Origin of the sequence: Streptomyces albospinus, from assembly GCF_014648695.1 — a bacterium.
GTDB classification, from domain to species: Bacteria; Actinomycetota; Actinomycetes; order Streptomycetales; family Streptomycetaceae; genus Streptomyces; species Streptomyces albospinus.
The window spans coordinates 38,553-61,021 of the sequence record NZ_BMRP01000004.1; the positions used below are offsets into that span (position 1 = coordinate 38,553).

General features: G+C 73.8%; 19 protein-coding genes. 9 read left to right on the plus strand and 10 right to left on the minus strand.

Annotation, left to right across the window (positions count from 1 at the left end; translation table 11 throughout):
• From IEZ17_RS42100 to IEZ17_RS07635, 5 genes are all read right to left on the minus strand, one after another.
• The coding region (locus IEZ17_RS42100) for an ABC transporter ATP-binding protein (RefSeq protein WP_229852019.1) at window positions 1-815 on the minus strand (815 nt) is incomplete at its 3' end.
• On the minus strand, window positions 812-1,993 hold the full coding sequence (locus IEZ17_RS07620; RefSeq protein ID WP_189297766.1) for a CbiQ family ECF transporter T component: 1,182 nt from the start codon (window positions 1,991-1,993) through the stop codon (window positions 812-814). The genes IEZ17_RS42100 and IEZ17_RS07620, both read right to left, overlap by 4 nt.
• Complete coding sequence (locus IEZ17_RS07625; RefSeq protein WP_189297768.1) at window positions 1,990-2,691, minus strand: SCO2322 family protein; 702 nt, start codon at window positions 2,689-2,691, stop codon at window positions 1,990-1,992. Before IEZ17_RS07625 ends, IEZ17_RS07620 begins: the two co-directional genes overlap by 4 nt.
• Entirely contained in the window at window positions 2,691-4,067 is a 1,377-nt protein-coding gene (locus IEZ17_RS07630; RefSeq protein ID WP_189297771.1) for an SCO2321 family membrane protein, read from the minus strand. The genes IEZ17_RS07625 and IEZ17_RS07630 overlap by 1 nt, the downstream gene beginning before the upstream one ends.
• A gap of 723 nt (window positions 4,068-4,790) precedes the next feature.
• Window positions 4,791-5,831, minus strand: a complete 1,041-nt coding sequence (locus IEZ17_RS07635) for a Strvi_7410 family MBL fold metallo-hydrolase (RefSeq protein ID WP_189297773.1) — start codon at window positions 5,829-5,831, stop codon at window positions 4,791-4,793.
• A 177-nt stretch (window positions 5,832-6,008) separates the two neighbouring features.
• Between IEZ17_RS07635 and IEZ17_RS07640 the strand changes: the two genes are divergently transcribed.
• Window positions 6,009-7,460, plus strand: a complete 1,452-nt coding sequence (locus IEZ17_RS07640; RefSeq protein ID WP_189297774.1) for an aldehyde dehydrogenase — start codon at window positions 6,009-6,011, stop codon at window positions 7,458-7,460.
• The gene (locus IEZ17_RS07645; protein ID WP_189297777.1) at window positions 7,460-7,693 is read left to right on the plus strand and encodes a ferredoxin; all 234 of its coding nucleotides are present in this window, start codon (window positions 7,460-7,462) and stop codon (window positions 7,691-7,693) included. The genes IEZ17_RS07640 and IEZ17_RS07645 overlap by 1 nt, the downstream gene beginning before the upstream one ends.
• Window positions 7,694-7,716: 23 nt before the next feature.
• Here the strand turns inward: IEZ17_RS07645 and IEZ17_RS07650 are convergent, their stop codons facing one another.
• Window positions 7,717-8,355, minus strand: a complete 639-nt coding sequence (locus IEZ17_RS07650; RefSeq protein WP_189297778.1) for a TetR family transcriptional regulator — start codon at window positions 8,353-8,355, stop codon at window positions 7,717-7,719.
• A gap of 239 nt (window positions 8,356-8,594) precedes the next feature.
• Between IEZ17_RS07650 and IEZ17_RS07655 the strand changes: the two genes are divergently transcribed.
• The 4 genes from IEZ17_RS07655 (at window position 8,595) to IEZ17_RS07670 (ending at window position 12,700) form a co-directional block, all read left to right on the plus strand.
• Window positions 8,595-9,950 (plus strand): glycosyltransferase family 4 protein, encoded by a 1,356-nt coding sequence (locus IEZ17_RS07655; protein ID WP_189297788.1) that lies wholly within the window; start codon window positions 8,595-8,597, stop codon window positions 9,948-9,950.
• Window positions 9,951-10,009: 59 nt separating this feature from the next.
• Window positions 10,010-10,897, plus strand: coding sequence for a class I SAM-dependent methyltransferase (locus tag IEZ17_RS07660; RefSeq protein WP_189297790.1), 888 nt, complete (start codon window positions 10,010-10,012; stop codon window positions 10,895-10,897).
• Window positions 10,894-11,964 (plus strand): prenyltransferase/squalene oxidase repeat-containing protein, encoded by a 1,071-nt coding sequence (locus tag IEZ17_RS07665; protein WP_189297792.1) that lies wholly within the window; start codon window positions 10,894-10,896, stop codon window positions 11,962-11,964. Before IEZ17_RS07660 ends, IEZ17_RS07665 begins: the two co-directional genes overlap by 4 nt.
• A gap of 127 nt (window positions 11,965-12,091) precedes the next feature.
• The gene (locus IEZ17_RS07670) at window positions 12,092-12,700 is read left to right on the plus strand and encodes a hypothetical protein (protein ID WP_189297793.1); all 609 of its coding nucleotides are present in this window, start codon (window positions 12,092-12,094) and stop codon (window positions 12,698-12,700) included.
• Between the two features lie 639 nt (window positions 12,701-13,339).
• Here the strand turns inward: IEZ17_RS07670 and IEZ17_RS07675 are convergent.
• From IEZ17_RS07675 to IEZ17_RS07690, 4 genes are all read right to left on the minus strand, one after another.
• Window positions 13,340-14,347: an LLM class F420-dependent oxidoreductase gene (locus tag IEZ17_RS07675; RefSeq protein WP_189297795.1), complete on the minus strand. Its 1,008-nt coding sequence runs from the start codon at window positions 14,345-14,347 to the stop codon at window positions 13,340-13,342.
• 165 nt (window positions 14,348-14,512) lie between these two features.
• Window positions 14,513-15,301 carry a hypothetical protein gene (locus IEZ17_RS07680; RefSeq protein WP_189297797.1) on the minus strand — a complete coding sequence of 263 codons (789 nt, stop codon included), beginning with the start codon at window positions 15,299-15,301 and terminating at the stop codon, window positions 14,513-14,515.
• A gap of 212 nt (window positions 15,302-15,513) precedes the next feature.
• Complete coding sequence (locus IEZ17_RS07685) at window positions 15,514-16,419, minus strand: N-acetylmuramoyl-L-alanine amidase (RefSeq protein ID WP_189297800.1); 906 nt, start codon at window positions 16,417-16,419, stop codon at window positions 15,514-15,516.
• Between the two features lie 19 nt (window positions 16,420-16,438).
• Window positions 16,439-17,098 (minus strand): class I SAM-dependent methyltransferase, encoded by a 660-nt coding sequence (locus IEZ17_RS07690; RefSeq protein ID WP_189297802.1) that lies wholly within the window; start codon window positions 17,096-17,098, stop codon window positions 16,439-16,441.
• 359 nt (window positions 17,099-17,457) lie between these two features.
• Here IEZ17_RS07690 and IEZ17_RS07695 point away from each other — a divergent pair, with 359 nt between their 5' ends.
• From IEZ17_RS07695 to IEZ17_RS07705, 3 genes are all read left to right on the plus strand, one after another.
• Window positions 17,458-19,653, plus strand: a complete 2,196-nt coding sequence (locus tag IEZ17_RS07695; RefSeq protein WP_189297804.1) for an acyl-CoA dehydrogenase family protein — start codon at window positions 17,458-17,460, stop codon at window positions 19,651-19,653.
• Window positions 19,654-19,669: 16 nt separating this feature from the next.
• Complete coding sequence (locus tag IEZ17_RS07700; RefSeq protein WP_189297807.1) at window positions 19,670-20,863, plus strand: lipid-transfer protein; 1,194 nt, start codon at window positions 19,670-19,672, stop codon at window positions 20,861-20,863.
• Between the two features lie 116 nt (window positions 20,864-20,979).
• Window positions 20,980-22,425, plus strand: a complete 1,446-nt coding sequence (locus IEZ17_RS07705) for an MFS transporter (protein ID WP_189297809.1) — start codon at window positions 20,980-20,982, stop codon at window positions 22,423-22,425.
• Window positions 22,426-22,469 lie beyond the last annotated feature (44 nt).

Here is a 22,469-nt window from a genome sequence, read left to right on the forward strand (position 1 = left end):
GCGGCCAGCCGGTCGCGGAGCGGGGCTGCCTTGCGGCGCGCGTCGCGCACGGAGAGCGGAAGGGGGGACCAGCCGGTGAGCCGCCCCAGCGAGACGACCGGCGGATGGACCGGCGAGACGGCCATGACCTCGGCCGGGTCGCCCATCACGGGGGCCGCGCCGGGGCCGGGCAGCAGGATCACCTGGTCCGCGTACTGGACCACCCGCTCCAGCCGGTGCTCGGCCAGCAGCACCGTCGTCCCCAGGTCGTGGACCAGCCGCTGGAGCACCGCCAGCACCTCCTCGGCGGCGGCCGGGTCCAGCGCCGAGGTCGGCTCGTCCAGGACCAGCACCTTGGGATGGGTGGTCAGCACCGAGCCGATCGCCACCCGCTGCATCTGGCCGCCCGACAGCGTGGTGATGGCCCGGTCGCGCAGCTCCGCCAGGCCCAGCAGGTCCAGGGTCTCCTCGACGCGGCGGCGCATCACGTCCGGGGCGAGGCCCAGCGACTCCATCCCGTAGGCGAGTTCGTCCTCGACGGTGTCGGTGACGAAGTGTGCCGGCGGGTCCTGGCCCACCGTGCCCACGACATCGGCCAGTTCGCGCGGCGGGTGGGTGCGGGTGTCCCGGCCGTCGACGGTCACCCGGCCGCGCAGGGTGCCGCCGGTGAAGTGCGGGACGAGCCCGCACACCGCGTTCAGGAGGGTGGACTTGCCGACGCCGGACGGGCCGACGAGAAGGCACAACTCGCCCTCGGGCACGGTCAGATCGACGCCCTGGACGGCGGGCGCGGCGGCATCCCCGTAGGTGACCGAGACCTGCTCGAAGCGGATCACTGGGCGGGCTCCTTCGTGGACGGATCGGAAGTGGCCGTACGGGCGGGGGCGTTGGCGCGGTCCGGCCGGCGCGCCCCGCGCTCGCCGCCCGCGGGCACCGGCACGGGGACCGGCGCAGCCACTGCGGGCACCAGCCCCACCAGCAGCGACAGCGCCGGCCACAGCGGCAGTACGGGCGCGGTCAGCGGCACCGCGGGCGGGTGCAGGGCCGCCGGTGCGTAGCCGTTGGCGGCGATCATGAGAGCGGCGACGGCGATGCCCGAACCGGCCACCAGCCAGGCGCGCACGCCCCACCGCTCGGGCCGGTAGCGGGTGCGCACCGCTCGCCGGCCGCCCAGCCACAGCCCGGCGAGCGCGGCGGCGAGCCCGGCCAGCAGCAGCGGCAGCCCGTAGCCGCCCCCGGTGTCGCCCAGCAGTCCGTACGTGCCCGCGCAGACACCCAGCAGTCCGCCGAGGGTCAGTGCGGAGGTGATGTGCCGTACGGCGCGCGGCACTTGGGCGGTACGGCCGTAGCCGCGCGCGTCCATCGCCGCGGCCAGCGCCACCGAGCGCTCCAGCGCGCCCTCCAGCACCGGCAGCCCGACCTGGAGGAGCGCCCTGGCGCCCCGGTCCGGGCGGCCCCGCAGCCGCCGGGCGGCGCGCAGCCGTTGGACGTCCGCGACCAGATTCGGCGCGAACGTCATCGCGACGACCACCGCCACCCCCGCCTCGTAGAGCGCGCCCGGCAGCGACTTCAGCAGCCGGGCCGGGTTGGCGAGCGCATTGGCGGCGCCCACGCAGATCAGCAGCGTGGCCAGCTTCAGACCGTCGTACGCCGCGAAGACCATCCCCTCCGCGGTGACCCGGCCACCGACCCGTACGCCCTTCGCCCAGTCGGGGAGCGGCAGTTCGGGGAGCGTGACCAGGACGTGCGTACCGGGGACCGGTGAGCCGAGCACGAACGCGAACACCAGCCGGATGCCGAGCACCAGCAGCCCGAGCTTGACGAACGCCCCGTACGAGCGGGCCCACGGCGCGGTCGTACGGCGGGCCGCCACGACATATCCGGCCACCCCGACCAGCAGTCCCAGCAGCAGCGGATTGGTGGTCCGCGACGCCGCGGTCGCCAGGCCGAGCGCCCACAGCCACCAGGCGCCCGCGTGCAGCGCGGTGGTGCGGGTCGCCTGCGGGGCGCTCATCCGCGCCGGCGGCGGGCCTGCCACACGCCGGCCGCGCCCAGTACGACGACGGCGGCGATGCCGCCGAGGAGTCCGGCGGAGGGGCCGCCGGAGCCGCCGCTGTCCGCCGCGGGCGACGTGCCCGATGTGCCGGGGCCCTGCTGTGCCCCGTCCTTCGCGCCGCCCTTGGACCCGTCGGCGACCTGTTCCGCGCAGCCGGACCGCGGGTAGCCCGCGATGGCGCACAGCAGCGCGTTGGCGTCATAGCGCAGCGGCTTGGCGACCGCCGCCAGCGCATCGCCCGCCGAGGCGTCCTCGGGTACCTGGGCACAGGCCGTGCGGGCCGGCGGCGGCTGCTCGCCGGCGGGGGCGTCCGCCGCGGTGCCGAAGTCGAGGGTGACAGCGATGCGCTTGCTGCCCGGCTTCGCCGGGGTGGTGCGGCAGATCGCCGCGAAGTCGGGGGCGGTGCGCGGCGAGCCGGCCTTGGCGGAGTCGGTGCTGACGGTGAAGCGGAAGCCCGCGACGGCGCCGTCGGCCGGCCGCAGTGTGGCCGGCCCCTCGGTGGCGTACGCCCACGAGCCGCCGGCGCTGCCGCTCTTGCCCTCCCAGAACGACCAGTAGCGGTACTCCTGCGCCTGCGCGGGCCCGGCGGACAGCCCGGCCACCGCACCGGCCAGCAGCAGGGCCGCGGCGCCCCGTCCGCTGCGGCTGCCCCGCATCACAGCGCGTTCTTGTTCTTGCGGGCGCTGATCAGGAAGCCGATGCCGGCGCCGAAGGCCAGCCCGACGCCGACCACCCACCACACGTTGATGCCGCCGCCGGTGTCGTCGGTGTTCTTGGCGCCCTTCTCCGGGGTGGCGGACGGTGCGCTGCCCTCCGGTGCCGGGCCGGTCGCATTGAGCGCGGCCACCAGGTCGGTGCCGCCGAAGGAGCGCGGGTCGGTGCCGGTGGCGTGCGCGGCCAGCACCAACTGGGCGTACGCGGCCGGGCCGTTCTGCTTCGCCCAGCCCGCGGCGTTCTTCTCCAACCACTGGAGCGGCTTCTGCGCGGCGGCGCCGTGCGCACCGGCCGCCAGCGCCACCACGGTGTCGGCGGTGTTGCCCACGTCGGGCTGCTGCTCGGCGCCCGGCATCGCGGAACGCAGGTGCTGGCCGTTGGCGTCCAGCTGGGCCACCAGGTACGCGTTGCCGGCGTCCGCGGCGCGTGCCCGCCGGTCTGCGCCGTCCGCCCCCTCGGTGCCTCCCTTGGCGCCGCCGCTGCCCTGGTCCTCGCCGCAGGCCAGCGCCTTGACCGGGGCGGTGGCGTCCTTGCCGGCCGGGTCGACGACGAAGCCCTTCCCCAGCGCGCCGGTGGCGGCGGCTGCGGTCGCGTCGGCGTTGGGTGCCGCATTCTTGAGCTGGAAGGCGAACGCGCCGCGCTCGCCGTCCTTCGCGTCGCAGCCCAGCTGGAACCCCAGCAGCGCGTCGTACGGATTCTTGCCGTCCTTCTTCGACGTCACGGACTCGGGCCGCTCGCCCGCCGCGGTGAGTGCGCCGATGACGACGGCGGTGGAGTTGGCGTCGCTGTCCGAGCCGGCCATCGAGCCCCAGCCGCCGTCGTCGTGCTGGACGGACTTCAGCCAGGTGACGGCCTTCTGCACGGTGCTGCCGTGCCCGCCGAGCGCGGCCAGCGCCTGCACCGCGGCGGCGGTCTGGTTGGTGTCCCGCATCGTCTTGGCGTCGCATGCGGCGCCCGGGTCGGGCCGGAACGCGGCGAACGAGCCGTCGGCGCACTGCTGCCCCGCGAGCCAGTCGACGGCCGACGTCGCGGGCCGCACCCCGACCGTGTGCTGCGCGAGCAGCGCCAGCGACTGGCGCCAGACGCCGTCGTACTGGGGGTCCTTGGTGCCGTAGAGGCCGGGCGGCAGCTTGGCGGGGGCGGAGGGGGTGGCGGGCGCGGCCGGGTGGGGGGCGGCGTAGGCGGTGGTGGTGTACGAGGTGAGGACCGTGGCCAGTACGGCCGTGGCGGCCAGCGCCGCGGCGGTGCGGGCGCGGGGGGCCCGGACGGCGACGGGGGGCGTCTGCGGCGAAGGGGCCTGGGGAGCCAGGGGGGCCATGGGGGCCGTGGTGGCCATCGGGTCGGTGCCTCTCGGGTCGGTTCGCGGCGGTGTACGCAGCCGCGGCTCGGCCGGCCGCGCGCCCTGGGGGCGGGGCGCGGTGGCACCGGGCTCAGCTCCGTATACCTCGACGGTGCCGCGCACCGGCCGTCCGCTCGGACGGGGGCGGTGGCGGGAGCCTTGGTCGTGCCGTGCCTTTCGGGTGCTCCGGCTTGTACGGCGGTGCATACGGGGTATGTGGGCCGTGCTCACGGTTGCGGGTCAGCGCCGGATTTCCACCGGCTTTCCCCGATCGGGTACGGATGAAGTTGTCCCGCACACCTTAACGCTCCGCTTGGGGGCGCCGATGTGGTGGTGGGGCTCGTTGTTGGCTGCCCGGTGGGTGGGGCGAACCTGGTTTCCGGGTTCTGTCCGGTGGGGGCTGGCGTGGCCTCGGTTGCTGTCCGGTGGGGGCTGGCGTGGCCTCGGTTGCTGTCCGGTGGGTGGGGGCCGGAGGGCTGCACCGGAATACTCCCCCAGCCTTCGGCCGGGAGGCGCCCCCACGGCGCGGGCGCATCTGGTGTGTAGATGACGAATACCCCGGCGTTCGCTCCAGGTCCTGCGGGCGCACTCCGGTACATCCCTCCGGCCCTGCGCCGTCGCCGACCGACGGACGGTGGCTCCGACCGTCGCGGACACCGCTTCGTGCCATTGGCCCGCAGGCGGCGGTCCCTGCGGTGGGGGTTACACCGCCTGGTACCGCTGCGGCGCGTTGCCCGGGAGGAGTTCGGCGTGGCCGAGTTTTACCAGGCGGCGGAGGTGGGCTTCGGCTTCGGAGACGGCGATGTTGCGGGAGGCGTAGGGGATTTGGTCCCAGGGGCGGTTCCACTGCATGGCGGTGGCCAGTTGCCAGGGGGTGCGGGGTTCGCGGAGCAGTGCTCGCAGGTCGGAGAGGCGTTCTTCGTGGTGGGCGATGAGCTGCTCTGCGCGGGTGTCGGCGTCGGTGAAGGCGTACTGGTGGGCGGGGAGGACCTCGGCGGGGGCGAGGCGGGCGATGCGTTCGAGGGAGTCGAGGTAGTCGCCGAGGGGGTCGGTGGGGGTGGTGTCGTCGGGGTCCTCGTAGAGGCCGATGTGCGGGGTGATGCCGGGGAGGAGGTGGTCGCCGGAGAAGAGGCGGCCGGAGCCGGGGGTACGGGCGGGATGTTCCTCTTCCAGGTGGAGGCAGACGTGGCCGGGGGTGTGGCCCGGGGTCCAGATGGCGCGGAGGCGGCGGCCGGGGAGGTCGAGGAGTTCGCCGGGGGCGATCGCGCGGTCGGGGAGGGCGGCCCGGCGGCCGGGGAGGCGCCGGCCGCGGCCGGCGGCGCGGGCCTCGCGGAGGGGGGCCAGGTGGTCGTCGGGGGCGCCGGCCGCGGTGAGTTTGGCCAGGAGGTAGTCGAGCCACTGGCCCGGTCGGGCCTCGCGGGTGCGCCGGACGACCGCGGAGTCCGCGGCGTGCATCGCGACCCAGGCGCCGGAGGTCCCCCGGACCTTGGCGGAGAGGCCGTGGTGGTCGGGGTGGTGGTGGGTGATCAGTACGCCGTGGATGTCGGCGAGGGCGAAGCCGCAGGCGGTGACGCCGGCGGTGAGGGTGTCCCAGGAGTCGGGGTCGTCCCAGCCGGTGTCGACGAGGACCGGTCCGCGGTCGGTTTCCAGGAGGTGGACGAGGGTGTGGCCGAGGGGGTTGTCCGGGATGGGGACGGCGATGCTCCATACGCCGCCCTTGTGGTCGATCACCCGCGGTGTCATGTCCCGTCCCCTCGTTGCCTGGTCTGGGCACCGACTATAACTAGAACGGGTTTCAGGGCTGCGTGAAGTGGGCTTCCGGGGTTGGGTAGTTGGGATTCGGTCGGTGTCGTGGACTCCGGTAAGTGGAACTGGTATCAGTTCTGATGGAGCGTCAGAAACCTTCGGGAGGCGGCAGAGATGAGCGACCTCGTCGAGCACGGCAAGCTCTACGTAGGCGGTGAGTGGGTCGACCCGGCCGGTGCGGACACGATCGAGGTCGTCTCGCCGCACACCGAACAGGTCATCGGCCGGGTGCCGCACGCGTCGCGGGCCGATGTCGACCGGGCGGTGGCCGCGGCCCGCCGGTCGTTCGCGGCGGGGGAGTGGGCCGACGCGCCGCTGGCGGACCGGATCGCGGTGGTGAGCCGGATCAAGGACGCCTTCGCGGTGCGCAGCGAGGAGTTCGCCCGGGTCATCGGCGCGCAGAACGGGACGCCGGTGACCTCGGGGGTCATGGTGCAGTCGCTGGCCGCGATGATGGTGTGGGACGCGGCGATCACGGTGGCCGGGGGGTTCGCGTTCGAGGAGCGGCGGGCGGGGGTGCTGGGGCCGCTGCTGATCCGCCGGGAGCCGGTGGGGGTGGTCGCGGCCGTGGTGCCGTGGAACGTCCCGCAGTTCACCGCCGCCGCCAAGCTCGCGCCGGCGCTGCTGGCAGGGTGCTCGGTGGTGCTGAAGGTGTCGCCGGAGACCCCGCTGGACGCGTATCTGCTCGCGGAGATCGCGTCGGAGGCGGGGCTGCCGGAGGGAGTGCTGTCGATCCTGCCGGCGGACCGGGAGGTGAGTGAGTACCTGGTCGGGCACCCGGGCGTGGACAAGGTGTCGTTCACCGGGTCGGTGGCGGCCGGCAAGCGGGTCATGGAGGTCGCGGCCCGCAATCTCAGCCGGGTGACGCTGGAGTTGGGCGGCAAGTCGGCGGCGGTGATCCTGCCGGACGCGGATCTGGACGCGGCGGTGGCCGGGATCGCGCCGTTCGCCTGGATGATCAACGGGCAGGCGTGTGTGGCGCAGACGCGGATCCTCGCGCCGCGCAGCCGCTACGACGAGATCGCGGAGCGGTTCGCCGCGGCGGCGGACGCGCTGCGGGTCGGCGATCCGCTGGATCCGGCCACCGAGGTGGGGCCGTTGGTGGCCCGCCGTCAGCGGCAGCGGTCGCTCGACTACATCGCGCTGGGGCAGCAGGAAGGCGCCAAGGTGCTGGCGGGCGGCGGGCGTCCGAAGGACCTGCCGACGGGCTGGTATGTCGAGCCGACGCTGTTCGGCGAGGTCGGCAACGCGATGCGGATCGCACGCGAGGAGATCTTCGGGCCGGTGATCTGCCTGCTGCCGTACGAGGACGAGGCGGAGGCGGTGCGGATCGCCGACGACTCGGAATACGGGCTGTCGGGGTCGGTGTGGACGGCCGATGTGGAGCGGGGGATCGAGGTCGCGCGGCGGGTGCGGACGGGGACGTACTCGGTGAACACGTTCGGCATCGACATGCTCGGGCCGTTCGGCGGCTACAAGAACTCCGGGATCGGGCGGGAGTTCGGGCCGGAGGGCTTCGCCGAGTACCTGGAGCACAAGATGATCCACCTGCCGGCGGGTGCCTGATGGGGGAGCGCTGGCGGGTGGCGGTGGACCGGGGGGTCTGCATCGGGTCCGGGCTGTGCGTCGATGCGGCGCCCGACGGGTTCCGGCTGGACGCGGCGCGGCAGTCGCATCCCGTGGTGGCGGAGACGGACGCCGGGGAGGGCGTGCTGGCGGCGGCCGAGGGCTGCCCGGTGGAGGCGATCACGATCACCTCGGTGGCGAGCGGTGAGGCGGTCTTCCCGCCCGAGGAGTGAGCGGCGCGCGGGGCGGGGGACCCTCAGTCCCTCGCCCCGGCGCCGGGGGCCGTGAGGTCGATCAGCCGGCAGACCGTCTCGATGTCGATCTTCACCTGGGCGATCGACGCCCGTCCGGACAGCCAGGTGATCAGCGCCGAGTGCCAGGTGTGCTCGATGACCCGGACCGCGGAGAGCTGTTCGGGGGTGGGCGGGACGTCCAGCCCCATGGCGTCCAGGATGATGGCGGTGGTCAGCCGGGAGACGGTGTCGACCTCGGGGCTGACGGAGCGGTCGGCGAAGGTCAGTGCGCGCACCATCGCGTCGGCGAGGTGCGGTTCGCGCTGGAGCGCGCGGAAGGCCCGCATCAGGGTCTGGGCGACCCGGGCGCCGGGGTCCTCCTCCGACGGGGGACGCTTGCGCAGCGTCTCGTGCATGTGCTGGAGCTGGTCCTGCATGGTGGCGACGAGCAGGTGCACCTTGGACGGGAAGTAGCGGTAGAGGGTGCCGAGCGCGACCCCGGAGGACTCCGCCACCTCGCGCATCTGGACGGCGTCGAAGCCACCGCGGCCGGCCAGTTTGGCGCTGGCGTGCAGGATGCGGCGGCGCCGGGCCTCCTGACGCTCGGTCAGGGGAGGACTCTCGGGAAGCGCCGGCCGGACCGCCTTGGATTCCGTAGTCATATATCCCATTCCATGGCTTTCCATCCGCGATGCGGTGAGTGTCGGTGGTGCGATCGGCACAGCATGGCAGGGGGGTGTGTGGTGGCGCGAATCACCTGGTGCGGCTCTTCTCGCCCCGTTCCCGGCCGGTAGATTCGAACTTCGTCGAACTGATCAGTAGCTTTGCAGTTCTGCAACTTGTTCTAGATTATCGCCAGCGGTTACGCTCCGGCGAAAGTCCAGTGAGAAGGGGGCCGAGCGTGACCGCAGAGGCCGTCCAGGCAGCCGCGCCCCGCCCGGCAGAGGCCCCCTCGGCCTCCGCCCCGACGGACCCCGGGCGTCCCCTGCGCATCGCGATGCTCACGTACAAGGGGAACCCGTTCTGCGGTGGACAGGGCGTCTACGTACGCCACCTCTCGCGCGAGCTGGCCCGCCTCGGCCACACCGTCGAGGTGATCGGCGCCCAGCCCTATCCCGTCCTCGACGACGGGGTGACGCTGACCGAGCTGCCGAGCCTCGACCTCTACCGCCAGCCCGACCCGTTCCGCACGCCCCGGCGCGGTGAGTACCGCGACTGGATCGACGCCCTTGAGGTCGGCACGATGTGGACCGGCGGCTTCCCCGAGCCGCTGACGTTCTCGCTGCGCGCCCGGCGCCATCTCGCCGCCCGCCGCGGCCAGTTCGACGTCGTGCACGACAACCAGACCCTCGGCTACGGCCTGCTCGGCGGCCCCGGCGCGCTCGGCGCCCCCCTGGTGACCACCATCCACCACCCCATCACCGTCGACCGGCGGCTGGACCTGGCCGCCGCGCACGACTGGAAGCGCCGCGCCTCGGTCCGCCGCTGGTACGGCTTCACCCGTATGCAGAAGCGGGTCGCCCGCCGGCTGCCGTCGGTGCTCACCGTCTCCGGCTCCTCCCGCCAGGAGATCGTCGACGACCTCGGTGTACGGACCGACCGGATCCATGTCGTGCACATCGGCGCCGACACCGACCTCTTCTCGCCGGACCCCGCCGTCCCGGAGGTGACCGGCCGGATCGTCACCACGTCCAGCGCCGATGTGCCCCTCAAGGGCCTGATCCACCTCGTCGAGGCGCTGGCGAAGGTGCGGACCGAGAACCCGGACGCGCATCTGGTGGTCGTCGGCAAGCGCGCCGACGACGGACCGGTCGCCGCCGCCATCGAGCGGCTCGGCCTCTCCGGTGCCGTCGAATTCGTCAAGGGCATCAGCGACGCCGAGCTCGTGGACCTGGTCCGCGGTGCACAGATCGCCTGCGTCCCCTCTCTCTACGAGGGCTTCTCACTGCCCGCCGCCGAGGCGATGGCCACCGGGACGCCGCTGCTGGCCACCACCGGCGGCGCCATCCCGGAGGTCGCCGGGCCGGACGGCGAGACCTGCCTCGCGGTGCCGCCGGGCGACGCCGGGGCGCTCGCCGCCGGGCTGCTCCGCCTGCTGGGCGACGACGCGCTGCGCCGCCGTCTCGGCGCGGCCGGCCGGGAGCGGGTGCTGTCCCGCTTCACCTGGCGGCAGGCCGCCATCGGCACCGCCGAGCGCTACCGCGAGGCGATCGCCCTCCAGGGCGGCCGGGCCGCCGCCCGCACCCTTCCCCGCTAGCCGTTCACCCCGTACCGCAGCCCTCACCGCCACCCACCGCCGGACGAAAGCAGAACGCTGTGCTGACCGTCGACTTTTCCCGCTTCCCGCTCGCTCCGGGCGACCGCGTACTCGATCTGGGGTGTGGCGCCGGCCGGCACGCCTTCGAGTGCTACCGGCGCGGCGCGCAGGTCGTCGCCCTCGACCAGAACGGCGAGGAGATCCGCGAGGTCGCCAAGTGGTTCGCCGCGATGAAGGAGGCCGGGGAGGCTCCGGCGGGTGCCTCCGCCGTCGCCATGGAGGGTGACGCGCTGGCGCTGCCGTTCCCGGACGACAGCTTCGACGTCGTGATCATCTCCGAGGTCATGGAGCACATCCCGGACGACAAGGGCGTGCTCGCCGAGATGGTCCGGGTGCTGCGGCCGGGCGGCCGGATCGCGGTCACCGTGCCCCGGTACGGCCCGGAGAAGATCTGCTGGGCGCTCAGCGACGCCTACCACGAGGTCGAGGGCGGCCATATCCGCATCTACCGCGGGGACGAACTCCTCGGCAAAATGCGGGAGGCCGGACTGGAGCCGTACGGCACCCACCACGCGCACGGACTGCACAGCCCGTACTGGTGGCTGAAGTGCGCCTTCGGGGTGGACAACGAACAGGCGCTGCCGGTGAAGGCGTATCACAAGCTGCTGGTCTGGGACATCATGAAGAAGCCGCTGGCCACCCGGCTCGCCGAGCAGGCGCTCAACCCGCTCATCGGCAAGAGCTTCGTCGCCTACGCCACGAAGCCGCGACTGCCGGAGGTGGAGGCGGAGGGACAGGCGGCGGCCGAGGCGGAGACGGACGCGGAGACGGACGCGGCGGCCGGTGCCGGGACCGCGGCGGCTGCCGGGAAGCCCGCCCGGCGCGCAGCCAAGGGCACGAAGACCGCCAAGTCCGCCACCACGTCCGCTTCCGGGGCCGCCAAGTGACGACTCCCGGGCGTACCGAACGGCTGGTCCTGCCAGGGGTGCTCACCGCCGAACAGGCGGCCCGCACGGTCGCGGGCATCCTGGCGACCCAGCGCGCGGACGGGGCGATCCCCTGGTTCCGCGGCCATCACCTCGACCCGTGGGACCACACCGAGGCGGCCATGGCGCTGGACGCGGCCGGGGAGCACGAGCGCGCCGAGGCCGCGTACGACTGGCTGGCCCGGCACCAGAACCCGGACGGCTCCTGGTACGCGGCCTACGCCGACGGCGATGCGACGGCGCCCACCGACCGCGGCCGGGAGAGCAACTTCTGCGCGTACATCGCGGTCGGCGTCTGGCACCACTTCCTGTCCACCGGGGACGAGACCTTCCTCGACCGGATGTGGCCGGCGGTCCACGCGGCGATCGAGTACGTGCTGGAACTCCAGCAGCCCGGCGGCGAGATCGGCTGGAAGCGCGAGGACGACGGCACCCCTGTCGACGACGCGCTGCTGACCGGCTCGTCCTCCGTCTACCAGGCGCTGCGCTGCGCCCTGGCGCTCGCCGAGCAGCGCGAGGAGCCGCAGCCGGACTGGGAACTGGCGGTCGGCCGCCTGGGGCACGCGATACGCCACCACCCGGAGCGGTTCCTGGACAAGTCCCGCTACTCCATGGACTGGTACTACCCGGTCCTGGGCGGCGCGGTGCGCGGCGCGGCGGCCCGGGAGCGGATCGACGCGGACTGGGAGCGCTTCGTCGTACCGGGACTGGGGGTGCGCTGCGTGCTGCCCAACCCCTGGGTCACCGGCGGCGAGAGCGCCGAACTGGCGCTGGCGCTCTGGGCGATGGGGGAGTCCGAGCGGGCGGTGCAGATCCTCAAGTGGATCCAGCACCTGCGCGCCGAGGACGGGATGTACTGGACCGGCTATGTCTTCGACGACGATGCGATCTGGCCGCAGGAGCTGACCTCCTGGACGGCCGGTTCGCTGCTGCTGGCGGTGGCCGCGCTGGGCGGTGACGAAGCCACCACGGCAGTCTTCGGCGGTGAGCGGCTGCCGGCCGGGCTCGCCCCGGACTGCTGCCGCTAGCCCCGTACGGGCGCGGGCCGGCACCGGACACCCCCATACGGCCGGTTCCGGGTGGCGGCCCTCCGGCGGGCGGGTCAGGCTGCGGACGAATGCTCCTCAGCCGACCCGAGCCCGCCGGAGGCGCGCCGTGACCGTCCTGTCGTCCCCCACCCGCAACCGCGCGGCCCTCCGCCGGTCCGTCGTCGCGCTGCTGCTGGCGTGCAGCCTGACCGTGGGCGCCGTGGCTTGCGGCGGCTCGAACAAGAGCAAGGGCGGCTCCGCCGCTTCGCCCGGCGCCGCCACCGGCACCGCCACCGGTGCCAGCCCCAGCCCCACCAGCTCGTTCGAGAAGCAGAAGTTCGCCAAGACCCGCTTCGTCGCCAACGCCGGGCTGGCGGCCGGCGCCACCTACCAGTGGATCATCAAGCCGTACAAGGCGGGCACCTTCAAGAAGGGCGCCAAGGGGCGCAAGACCGCGCTGGTCAAGGCGGGCCTGGCCGGGGTCTTCACCTACAACCGGCTCAAGGCCGCGGTGCGCAACGCCCAGGGCGACCCGGCGCTCTCCAAGGCCCTGGCCCCCCTCAGCAGCGGCATCGAGTCGCTGAAGAACCTGGGCACCAAGCTGCGCAGCGGCGAGGCCGGAACCGGCGAGGTCGACCAGTTCCAGAACGTCATCAACAACGTCAAGGACGCGGGCAAGAAGAACGGCGCCGAGGTGAAGGACCAGGTGCCGAGCACCTCCCAATTGGGAGGCTGATTGGCTGGCGTCCCATCTGAGCCGATGGGGCCTGCCCGACGTTGTCGGCTGTCCCGCCGTTCCGCTGCGCTTCGCCTGCTTCCCACGTTGTCGGCTTTCCCGCCGTGGGGGTTGCTGTCTTTTGCGCCTTCGGCGCGGGGTGTTGTCCGCTGCGCGGGGCTTTCGGGGTGCGGTGACGGTCCTGCGGGGGCGGTGTGCAGGACTGCTGCGCTTTACGTCCTGCACACCGCCCCCTCCGGCCCGTCCCCTCCCGTGGGGGGTGGGGAGAAACGGTGGGTGGGGGCCAAGGTGAGTGGTCCGGTAACGGTCTCTTTCCACGCATGAACCGGCACGGTCCCACTCACGTGGACCCCTACTGGTTTTTCCACCCACTCACGGGAGGGGGCGGGCCGGAGGGGCTGGGTGTCCGGACGTAAAGCGAAGCAGTCCGGACACCCTGCCCCGGAGGACCGTCACCGCACCCGACAGCCCCGCGCAGCGGACCCGCCCGCCGCAGGCGCAACGGCGGCAAACCACCACGGCGAGAAAGCCGAAAACGTAGGGCGACGCAAAGCGCAGCGGACGCGCAACGGCGAAACACCCCCACGGCGGGAAAGCCGAAGACGTACGGCGAGGCAAAGCGCAGCGGAAGCGCAGCGTCTAGTTCAGCTCCGCCAGCACCCGCAGCGTCCGCAGGTCGGGGGCGGTCACCAGGAGGTCGGTGACCGGCCCCGCGCGCCACAACTCCAGCCGTTCCGCGATCCGTTCGCGCGGGCCGACCAGCGAGATCTCGTCCGCGAAGGCGTCCGGTACGGCGCGTACCGCCTCCTCCTTGCGGCCCTGGAGGAACAGCTCCTGGATCCGGCGGGCCTCCTCCTCGTACCCCATCCGTGCCATCAGGTCGGCGTGGAAGTTCCTGGCCGCGTGCCCCATGCCGCCGATGTAGAAGCCGAGCATCGCCTTGACGGGGAGCAGCCCCTCGGCGAGGTCGTCGCAGACCGTGGCGCGGGCCATGGGGGCGATCAGAAAGCCGTCCGGGGCCTTCGCCAGCGACTCCCGGTAGACCTCGGTGCGGGTCGGCGACCAGTACAGCGGCAGCCAGCCGTCCGCGATCCGGGTGGTCTGGGCGATGTTCCGGGGGCCCTCGGCGCCCAGCAGGACGGGGAGCGTGGCGCGCAGCGGATGGGTGATGGGCTTGAGGGGCTTGCCGAGGCCGGTGCCGTCCGGGCCGCGGTACGGGTGCGGATGGAAGCGCCCGTCCGCCTCCACCGGGCCTTGCCTGCGCAGGACTTGGTGGATCACGTCCACGTATTCCCGGGTGGCGGTCAGCGGGCTCGTGGGGAACGGCCGCCCGTACCAGCCCTCGACGACCTGCGGGCCCGACAGCCCCAGGCCCAGCAGCACCCGCCCGCCGGAGAGGTGGTCGAGGGTGAGGGCGTGCATCGCGGTGGCGGTGGGGGTGCGGGCGGCCATCTGGGCGATGCCGGTGCCCAGTTTGATGCGGGAGGTGTGCGCGGCGATCCAGGTGAGCGCGGTGAACGCGTCCGAACCCCATGCCTCCGCGGTCCACACCGAGTCGTAGCCCAGGCGCTCGGCCTCGCGGGCGAGTTCGAGGTGCCGGGGGTCGGGGCCGCGCCCCCAGTAGCCGAGTGCCAGACCGAGTCGCATGGTGCCCGCCCTCCGACGGTGAGTCATCTGATGTCGTGTCAGGTACTCGTGCGGTCCGGCGAACTGTACGGCCGTGCCGCGGACATGGCAACGGCCCCCCGCCCTGGAGGGCGAGGGGCCGTCCGGCCGGGAGGCCGGAAAGGACCGCGGTGCGGGTGCCCGGCGTCAGCCGCGCTGGATGCCGGTGGTGTCCTGGAGGACGCCGCGCCGGCCGTCCTGGGTCTGCGCGATCAGCGCCTGGCCGCGCTGCTCCACCGCGAGGTACCAGGTGCCGGGCGCCAGTTCGGCGATCGGCGACGGGGTGCCGTCCTCGCTGTAGAGCGGGCGGGCGACCGGCACCGCGAACCAGAACGGCGCGAAGTCGGCCGGGCTGCCGGCGCCCGCCGCGCCGCCGGCCGTGGCGTCCGCGGCCGGGGCCTGCTGGCCGTAGGTCTGGCCGGACTGCGGCTGCTGCTGGCCGGCCGGGTAGCCGTAGCCGCCCTGCTGCTGGGCGCCCGGGTAGCCGTACCCCTGGGTGGCGCCGGCGCCACCGTACGGGGCGACCTGCGGCCGGGGGGCGCTGACCAGCGCGGCCTGGAGCGGCGGGACGAGCGGGGTGGCCACCGCGGCGCCCGCCAGGACCAGCGCGCCGAGCAGGCCGAGGATCAGTCCGGCGCCCGGTCCCGCGCTGTCGATGAGCGTCCAGAACGCGGTCCAGGCGGCGAACACGGCCAGCGCCGTACCGAACTGGCCGAGGTCCAGTCCGGCGATCTTGCGCGGCTGCGGCAGCGCCCGGGCCACCACGATCAGCGCGGCGGCGATGACACCCCCGAGGAAGACGCTCATCAGCAGGTGCAGCGATTGCCAGGCGTTCATGACGCCGGACGAGTCGAGGCTGAGGAACGAGGCGATGAACAGCAGCACCGCTGCTCCGATCACCACGCCATCGCCTCGACTGAGGGAGCGGATGTTCACGTAAAGGTCCTTTGTCGGTTTCGTGTTCTGGTCGACTTCGCGTTTCCGGTCGACGCTGTCGCTGGCGCGCGCGGTGCGAGGCACGGCGGTGAGCCCCCATCGTAAAGGGGAACCTAGCGCTGAATCCTGTGGACCGTCCCGCGGTAACGGCGCGGCTATCGCGATGACGGAAGGGCGCGGCGGGGCGGTGCGGGGCGCGTCAAGAAGTCCGGTCAGCGCGTCAAGAAGTCCGTAATGCCCTCCGTGATCCCGCGCGCCGCCTTTTGCCGCCACTGCGCGTCGGTCAATTCCGCGGCGTCCTTCGGGTCGCGCATATTGCCGCACTCGATGAACACCTTCGGCACCGTCGACAGGTTGAGGCCGCCGAGATCGGAGCGTACGTCGAGGCCCGTCCCGTGGCCGACGTAGTTGGACGGGGCGCTTCCGGTTGCCGCCACGAACCGCCCGGCCAGCCGCTCGCCCAGATCCCGCGAGGGGCCGACGATCGCTGAGGTGTCGGCCGCGCCGGCCCGTACCCGGTCCGGGAGGATGACGTGGAAGCCGCGGTGGCCCACGTCCGAGCCGTCGGCGTGGACGGAGACCGCAGCGTCGGCGTGCGCGGAGTTGCCGATGGCGGCGCGCTCGTCCACGCACGGGCCGTACGGCCGGTCGCCGTCCTGGGTGAGGACGACCTTGGCGCCCTCCGCCTGGAGCAGCGTCCGGGCGCGCCGGGCGACGTCGAGGCTGAAGGACGCCTCGGCATAGCCGTCGTCGGTGGAGGTGCCGGTGGTGTCGCACTCCTTGCGGTCGTTGCCGATGTCCACGAGGCGGGCTATCTGCCGGGTGTGGTCGTGGTTGGTCGGGTTGTGACCGGGGTCGAGGAGCACTGTCCTGCCCTTGAGGCTGCCGTGCGGGTTGCCCGGGCGGACGGAGGGGGCGCCGGTCGACGGGACTCCGGTGTCGCCCTTGGGGTCGGGTGCCGGGGAGCCGGCGGCGGACGTCCCGGTGCGCGACGGGCCGCCGCCCGGCGCCCGCCAGACCAGCCAGCCCGCGGCACCGAGGGCCACCACCGCGGCCAGCGCGATCAGCAGGGTGCGGCGCAGGCGGCGGGGCGGGGGGAAAGTGCTGCCGTTCGACACGTTCGCGATCGTAGCCCCCTCAGATTCCGGGGCCGGTGCGGCGCAGGACGTGCAGCGAGCGGTGCGCCGCGACCTCGGTGAACGCGCCGGACGCCAGGGCCCTGCGGTAGATCCGGTACGGGGCCTGGCCGCCGTCCGCCGGGTCCGCGAAGACGTCGTGGATGACCAGCAGGCCCTCGGGCGCGACGTGCGGGGCCCAGCCCTCGTAGTCGGCGGTGGCGTGCTCGTCGGTGTGCCCGCCGTCGATGAAGACCAGGCCCGCCGGCGCCTGCCAGAGGGCCGCGGCCTGCGGCGACCGGCCCACCAGGGCGATCACGTGGTCCTCCAAGCCCGCGGCGTGCAGGGTCCGGCGGAAGGTGGGCAGGGTGTCCATCCGCCCGACCGCCGGGTCGACGACCGTGGGGTCGTGGTACTCCCAGCCCGGCTGCTGCTCCTCGCTGCCCCGGTGGTGGTCCACGGTGACGGCCGTCACGCCGGCCGCGCGGGCGGCGTCGGCGAGCAGGATCGTGGAGCGCCCGCAGTACGTGCCGACCTCCACCAGCGGCAGCCCGAGCGCCGCCGCCTCGGTGGCCGCCGCGTACAGCGCGAGCCCTTCGTCCGCCGGCATAAAGCCCTTCGCCGCCTCGAACGCGGCGAGAATCTCCGGCCGGGGGGCTGTCGGAGCCGTGGGGGCGGTCATGCGCTTCCTCCTGGTGTGCGGCGGCGGTCAGTGGCTCATCGTGCCGTATGCCGGGAGCGATATCGGAACGGGGGTTCCCATTTCGTCGGCCGGACGTTTTATCGGCGGGTGTTTCGGGGGCGCGCGGCGGGACCGGGGAATGCCGCGAATTCGCCCGCCGGTCGCCGCGGACCCGGCGGGCGAACGGAATAGCGGAACGGTCTGTACGAGAATTCATCGGCACACGTCTCCCGTTCGCATCCGAACCGTTTCCTGCCCCGTCCGCTCCGGACCGGACCGCTGTCGCCGCCCGCCCGGCGCCCGCCCCTCTCCGTCATCTGACCTTCCATCAGATTGAAACGTGTTCTACTCTGCCCGCCATGGGCATCGGAATCACGCAGGACCACCGTGACCTGGCCGAGGCGGCCCGTGGCTGGGCCGCCCGCACCGTGCCACCCGACGAAGTCCGCAAGCTCCTCGACGCCGCGCCCGCGCGCCCGGGCCGGCCCGCGTACTGGGACGGGCTCGCCGCCCAGGGCCTGCTCGGCCCGCACCTCCCGGAGGCCGACGGCGGAGGCGGCGGCACCCTGCTCGATCTCGCCGTCGTCCTGGAGGAGTTCGGCCGCGCCGCCCTCCCCGGGCCGTATCTGCCCACCGTCCTCGCCGCCGCGCTGCTGCACCGCGGCGGCGCGCCCCGGGACCTCGTACGGGCCCTGGCCACCGGCGAACGCGTCGCCGCCGTCGCCCTCGGCGCCGGCTCGCTCACCGCCGCGGCGAACGCCGACGGCTACGTCCTCGACGGCACCGCGCCGCCGGTCCTGGCCGGCGCCGGCGCCGATCTGCTCGTCCTCGCCGCGGAAGGCGAGGAAAGCTCAGCCGGCCAGGTCTGGCTGGCCGTCGACGCCGCCCCCCTCACCGTCCGCGCCCAGGACAGCGCCGACCCCACGCGGCCGGTCGCCGAGGTGCGCGCGGACGGCGTGCCGGTCCCCGGCGGCCGGCGGCTGGCGGTCGACGGCGCCCTGGTCCGCGACCTGGCCGGCGTGCTGACCGCCGCGGAGTGCTGCGGCACCGCCGCATGGGCGCTGCACACCGCCGCCGAACACGCCGCGGTGCGCGAGCAGTTCGGCCGGCCGATCGGCCAGTTCCAGGGCGTCAAGCACCTCTGCGCCGACATGCTCGTGCGCTGCGAACAGGCCCGCGCGCTGGTCTGGGACGCGGCCCGCGCGGCGGACGAGGCGCCCGCGGTGCGCGGGCTGGTCGCCGCGCTGGCCACCGCGACCGCCCTGGACGCCGCGGTCGGCTGCGCCGAGGACTGCATCCAGATCCTCGGCGGCATCGGCTTCACCTGGGAGCACGACGCCCACCTCCACCTGCGGCGCGCGGTCACCGCCCGCCAGCTCCTCGGCGGCGGCGACACCCACCGGCTGCGGGCCGCCCGGCACGCCGCCGACGGCGCCCGCCGCGCCCTGCGGCTGGAACTCCCCGCCGCCGCGGACGCGTTCCGGGAGCAGGCCCGCGGCGTCATCGACGGCGTCCGCGGCCTGGACCCGGCCGCCGTGCGCCGCGCCCTGGCCCCCACCGGCCATGCCGCACCCCACCTCCCCGAGCCCTACGGACTGGGCGCGGGCCCCGTCCAGCAGCTGGCCATCCAGCAGGAACTGGCCGCCGCCGGCGTGCGGATCAGCGATCTCGGCATCGCCACCTGGGTGGTCCCCTCGCTCCTCGCCCACGGGACCGCCACCCAGCAGCGGCGCTATCTGCTGCCGACGCTGCGCGGCGACCTCCTGTGGTGCCAGCTCTTCTCCGAGCCGGAGGCCGGATCGGACCTGGCGTCGCTGCGCACCCGCGCGACGCCGGCCGAGGGCGGCGGCTGGCGGATCAACGGCCAGAAGGTCTGGACCTCGGCCGCCCAGTGGGCCGACCACGGCATCCTGCTCGCCCGCACCGACCCGGACGCGCCCAAGCACCGCGGCCTGACGTTCTTCGTCGTCGACATGAAGGCACCCGGCATCGACGTCCGCCCCCTGAAGGAGATCACCGGGGACGCCCTCTTCAACGAGGTCTACTTCGACGATGTGCTGCTGCCGGCGGACGCGGTGGTCGGCGGGACCGGCAACGGCTGGCGGGTCGCCCGTACCACCCTGGACAACGAACGCGTCCACATGGCCGACCAGTTGACCTTCGACACCGGGCTCGAATCGCTCCTCGACCGCACCGCCCAACAGGACGGCGCGGTGCGGGCGCGGATCGGCGCGCTGGCCGCCGAGGCGCATGCGCTGGGCTGCATCGGGCTGCGCACCACGCTCCAGCAGGTGTCGGGCCTGGAGCCGGGCCCCGGCGCCAGCATCCGCAAGCTGGTGCAGACCGCCCACCAGCAGAAGGTCGCCGAACTGGCGCTGGAACTCCTCGGCCCGGCCGGCGCGGTCCGCGAGGGCGCCGGCGAACGGGCCCTGCACGGCTTTCTGATGTCCCGCTGCCTGACCATCGCCGGCGGGACGACCCAGGTGCAGCGCAACGTCGTCGCGGAACGGCTGCTGGGCCTGCCGCGGGATCCGGAGCCCCGCCCCCTCATCTGACCCCAGGAGGATTCGCATGGCCGGCAAGGCGTACATCATCGGCGTCGGGATGACCCGGTTCGAGAAGCCCGAGACCCGCGACTGGCAGTACTGGGACATGGTGAAGGAGGCGGGCGGCGCGGCCCTCGCGGACGCCGGGATCGGCTACGAGGCGGTCGAGCAGGTGCCGGTCGGCTACTGCTACCAGGCGTCGACGGCCGGCCAGCGCGCCGCCTACGAACTCGGGCTGACCGGCGTCCCCGTATACAACGTCAACAACAACTGCGCGACCGGCTCCACCGCACTGATGATGGCCCGTCAGATCGTCTCCTCGGGCCTCAACGACTGCGTGCTGGCCCTCGGCTTCGAGAAGATGAAGCGGGGCGCACTCGGCGGCGGCGCGGACGGCGGAAGCTTCGCGACCTCTCCGGTGGCCCGCCACTACGGGGTGATGGCCGCCGCCCACGGCTTCGAGGCGACCCCGCCCACCGCCCAGATCTTCGGCAACGCGGCCCGCGAGCACATGGAGCGTTACGGCACGACGGCCGAACAGCTCGCCGCGGTCGGCGCGAAGAACCACCGGCACTCCGCGCACAACCCCTACGCGCAGTTCCGGGACGTCTACACGGTCGAGGAGATCCTCGCCGCCCGGACCGTCCACCGCCCGCTGACCAAGCTCCAGTGCTCGCCGACCTCCGACGGCGCCGCGGCGGCGGTGCTCGCCTCCGAGCGCTTCGTGCGCGAACACGGCCTGGCGGACCGGGCGGTGGAGATCGCCGCCCAGGCCATGACGACGGACACCGAGGCCAGCTTCGCCTCCGGCTCCTGCATCGATGTCGTCGGCAAGCCGATGTCCCGGGCCGCGGCCCGGCAGGTCTACGCGGCCGGCGGCCTCGGCATCGAGGACGTCGACGTCATCGAGCTGCACGACTGCTTCTCCATCAACGAGCTGCTGACATACGAGGCGCTGGGCATGTGCGCGGACGGCGACGCGGGCAAGCTGGTCGCCGACGGCGCCACGACCTACGGCGGGCGCTGGGTGGTCAACCCGTCCGGCGGCCTGATCTCCAAGGGCCACCCCCTGGGCGCGACCGGCCTGGCCCAGACCGCCGAACTGGTATGGCAGCTGCGCGGAACGGCGGGCGAGCGCCAGGTCCCCGGCGCCCGGGTCGGCCTGGCCCACAACATCGGCCTGGGCGGCGCGGCGGTGGTGACGCTGCTGCGGAAGTGAGGGGAAAGGAGGGAGGGGAAGCGGGGAGGGGTGTCCTACGCCTCCGGGACTAGGCCGTGCGACAGATGTCCAATGCACCGATATCCCGATGCGCCGGGCGAGCGCCGAGTGCGAGCATGGTCCGCATGCCCCCGATAGCCACCTCTTCCACGCTGTCCGCCGCCGAACGCAGGGCGGCGGCGCCGTCCTGGCTGGTGATGCTGCTGGTCTGCGCCGGGCAGTTCCTGGTCGTCCTGGACGTCTCCGTCGTGAACGTGGCGCTGCCCGCCATGCGTTCCGGTCTGGGACTGTCGGAGCTGGGCCTCCAGTGGATCGTCAACGCCTATGTGATCACCTTCGCGGGCTTCATGCTGCTCGGCGGCCGGGCCGCCGACCTCTTCGGCCGCAAGCGGATCTTCGTCCTCGGGCTGGCGCTCTTCACCGTCGCGAGCCTGGCCGGCGGACTCGCCCAGCAGCCCTGGCAGTTGATCGCGGCCCGCACCGTCCAGGGCGTCGGCGCGGCGGTGCTCTCCCCGGCGACGCTGACCATCCTCACCACGTCGTTCCCGGCCGGCCCGGCCCGTACGCGGGCCATCGCCACCTGGACCGCGGTCGGCGCGGGCGGCGGCGCGGTGGGCGGTCTGGTCGGCGGGGTGCTCACCCAGTACCTGTCGTGGCGCTGGGTGCTGTTGATCAACGTGCCGGTCGGGGCGCTGGTCCTGGCCGGGGCGGTGACCTGGCTCACCGAGAGCCGGCAGGGCGCCGCGCGGCGGCTGGACGTGCCCGGCGCGCTGCTGGTGACCTGCGGGCTCGGGCTGGTGGCGTACGGGATCGTGCAGACCGAGACGCACGGCTGGGGGTCGGCCGCCGCGCTGCTGCCGCTGGCCGCCGGGCTCCTGGTGGTCGCGGTCTTCGTCGCCGTCGAGGCGCGCACCAAGGCCCCGCTGATGCCGCTGGGACTCTTCCGGCTGCGCTCGGTCTCCTCGGCGAACGCGGCGATGGTGCTGGCCGGCGCCGCGATGTTCTCCATGTGGTACTTCCTGTCCCTCTACGTCCAGAACGTCCTCTCCTACACGCCACTTGAGGCCGGGCTCTCCTTCATCCCGCACTCGCTCAGCATCGTGCTGGGCTCGAAGCTCGCGCCGCGGCTGATGAACCGGGTCGGAGCCAAGACGCTGGCCGTCACCGGCGCGGTGATCTCGCTCTCCGGCATGCTGTGGCAGAGCACGATGACCGCCCACGGGACGTATCTCGGCACGATCCTCGGCCCCGGCGTCCTGATGGCGCTCGGCGCCGGGCTGACCGCGACACCGACCGCCGCCATCGCCACCTCCGGCGCGGACCCGGCCGACCAGGGCCTGGTCTCCGGCCTGATCAACACCTCCCGTCAAATGGGCGGCGCGCTGGGCCTGTCGGTCCTCTCCACCATCGCCGCCGCCCGTATCGCCGAGGGCCACGGCCGGACGGCGCTGGCGAGCGGTTACGGGCTCGCCTTCGGATCCGGCGCGATCGTGCTGGCGGCCTCCGTCGCGCTGATGCTGCTCGCCCTGCCGCGCCGCCGGGCGGGGGCCGCCCCGAGCTGACCGCCCGGCCGGGGGCCGCGTGCCCGCCCCCGCGCGCGGTGCGG

Coding starts and splice junctions, on each gene's coding strand:
- IEZ17_RS07620 (WP_189297766.1), bottom strand. CDS start 1,993: ATGAGCGCCCCGCAGGCGACCCGCACCACCGCGCTGCACGCGGGCGCC.
- IEZ17_RS07625 (WP_189297768.1), bottom strand. CDS start 2,691: ATGCGGGGCAGCCGCAGCGGACGGGGCGCCGCGGCCCTGCTGCTGGCC.
- IEZ17_RS07630 (WP_189297771.1), bottom strand. CDS start 4,067: ATGGCCCCCCTGGCTCCCCAGGCCCCTTCGCCGCAGACGCCCCCCGTC.
- IEZ17_RS07635 (WP_189297773.1), bottom strand. CDS start 5,831: ATGACACCGCGGGTGATCGACCACAAGGGCGGCGTATGGAGCATCGCC.
- IEZ17_RS07640 (WP_189297774.1), top strand. CDS start 6,009: ATGAGCGACCTCGTCGAGCACGGCAAGCTCTACGTAGGCGGTGAGTGG.
- IEZ17_RS07645 (WP_189297777.1), top strand. CDS start 7,460: ATGGGGGAGCGCTGGCGGGTGGCGGTGGACCGGGGGGTCTGCATCGGG.
- IEZ17_RS07650 (WP_189297778.1), bottom strand. CDS start 8,355: ATGACTACGGAATCCAAGGCGGTCCGGCCGGCGCTTCCCGAGAGTCCT.
- IEZ17_RS07675 (WP_189297795.1), bottom strand. CDS start 14,347: ATGCGACTCGGTCTGGCACTCGGCTACTGGGGGCGCGGCCCCGACCCC.
- IEZ17_RS07690 (WP_189297802.1), bottom strand. CDS start 17,098: ATGACCGCCCCCACGGCTCCGACAGCCCCCCGGCCGGAGATTCTCGCC.
- IEZ17_RS07695 (WP_189297804.1), top strand. CDS start 17,458: ATGGGCATCGGAATCACGCAGGACCACCGTGACCTGGCCGAGGCGGCC.
- IEZ17_RS07700 (WP_189297807.1), top strand. CDS start 19,670: ATGGCCGGCAAGGCGTACATCATCGGCGTCGGGATGACCCGGTTCGAG.
- IEZ17_RS07705 (WP_189297809.1), top strand. CDS start 20,980: ATGGTCCGCATGCCCCCGATAGCCACCTCTTCCACGCTGTCCGCCGCC.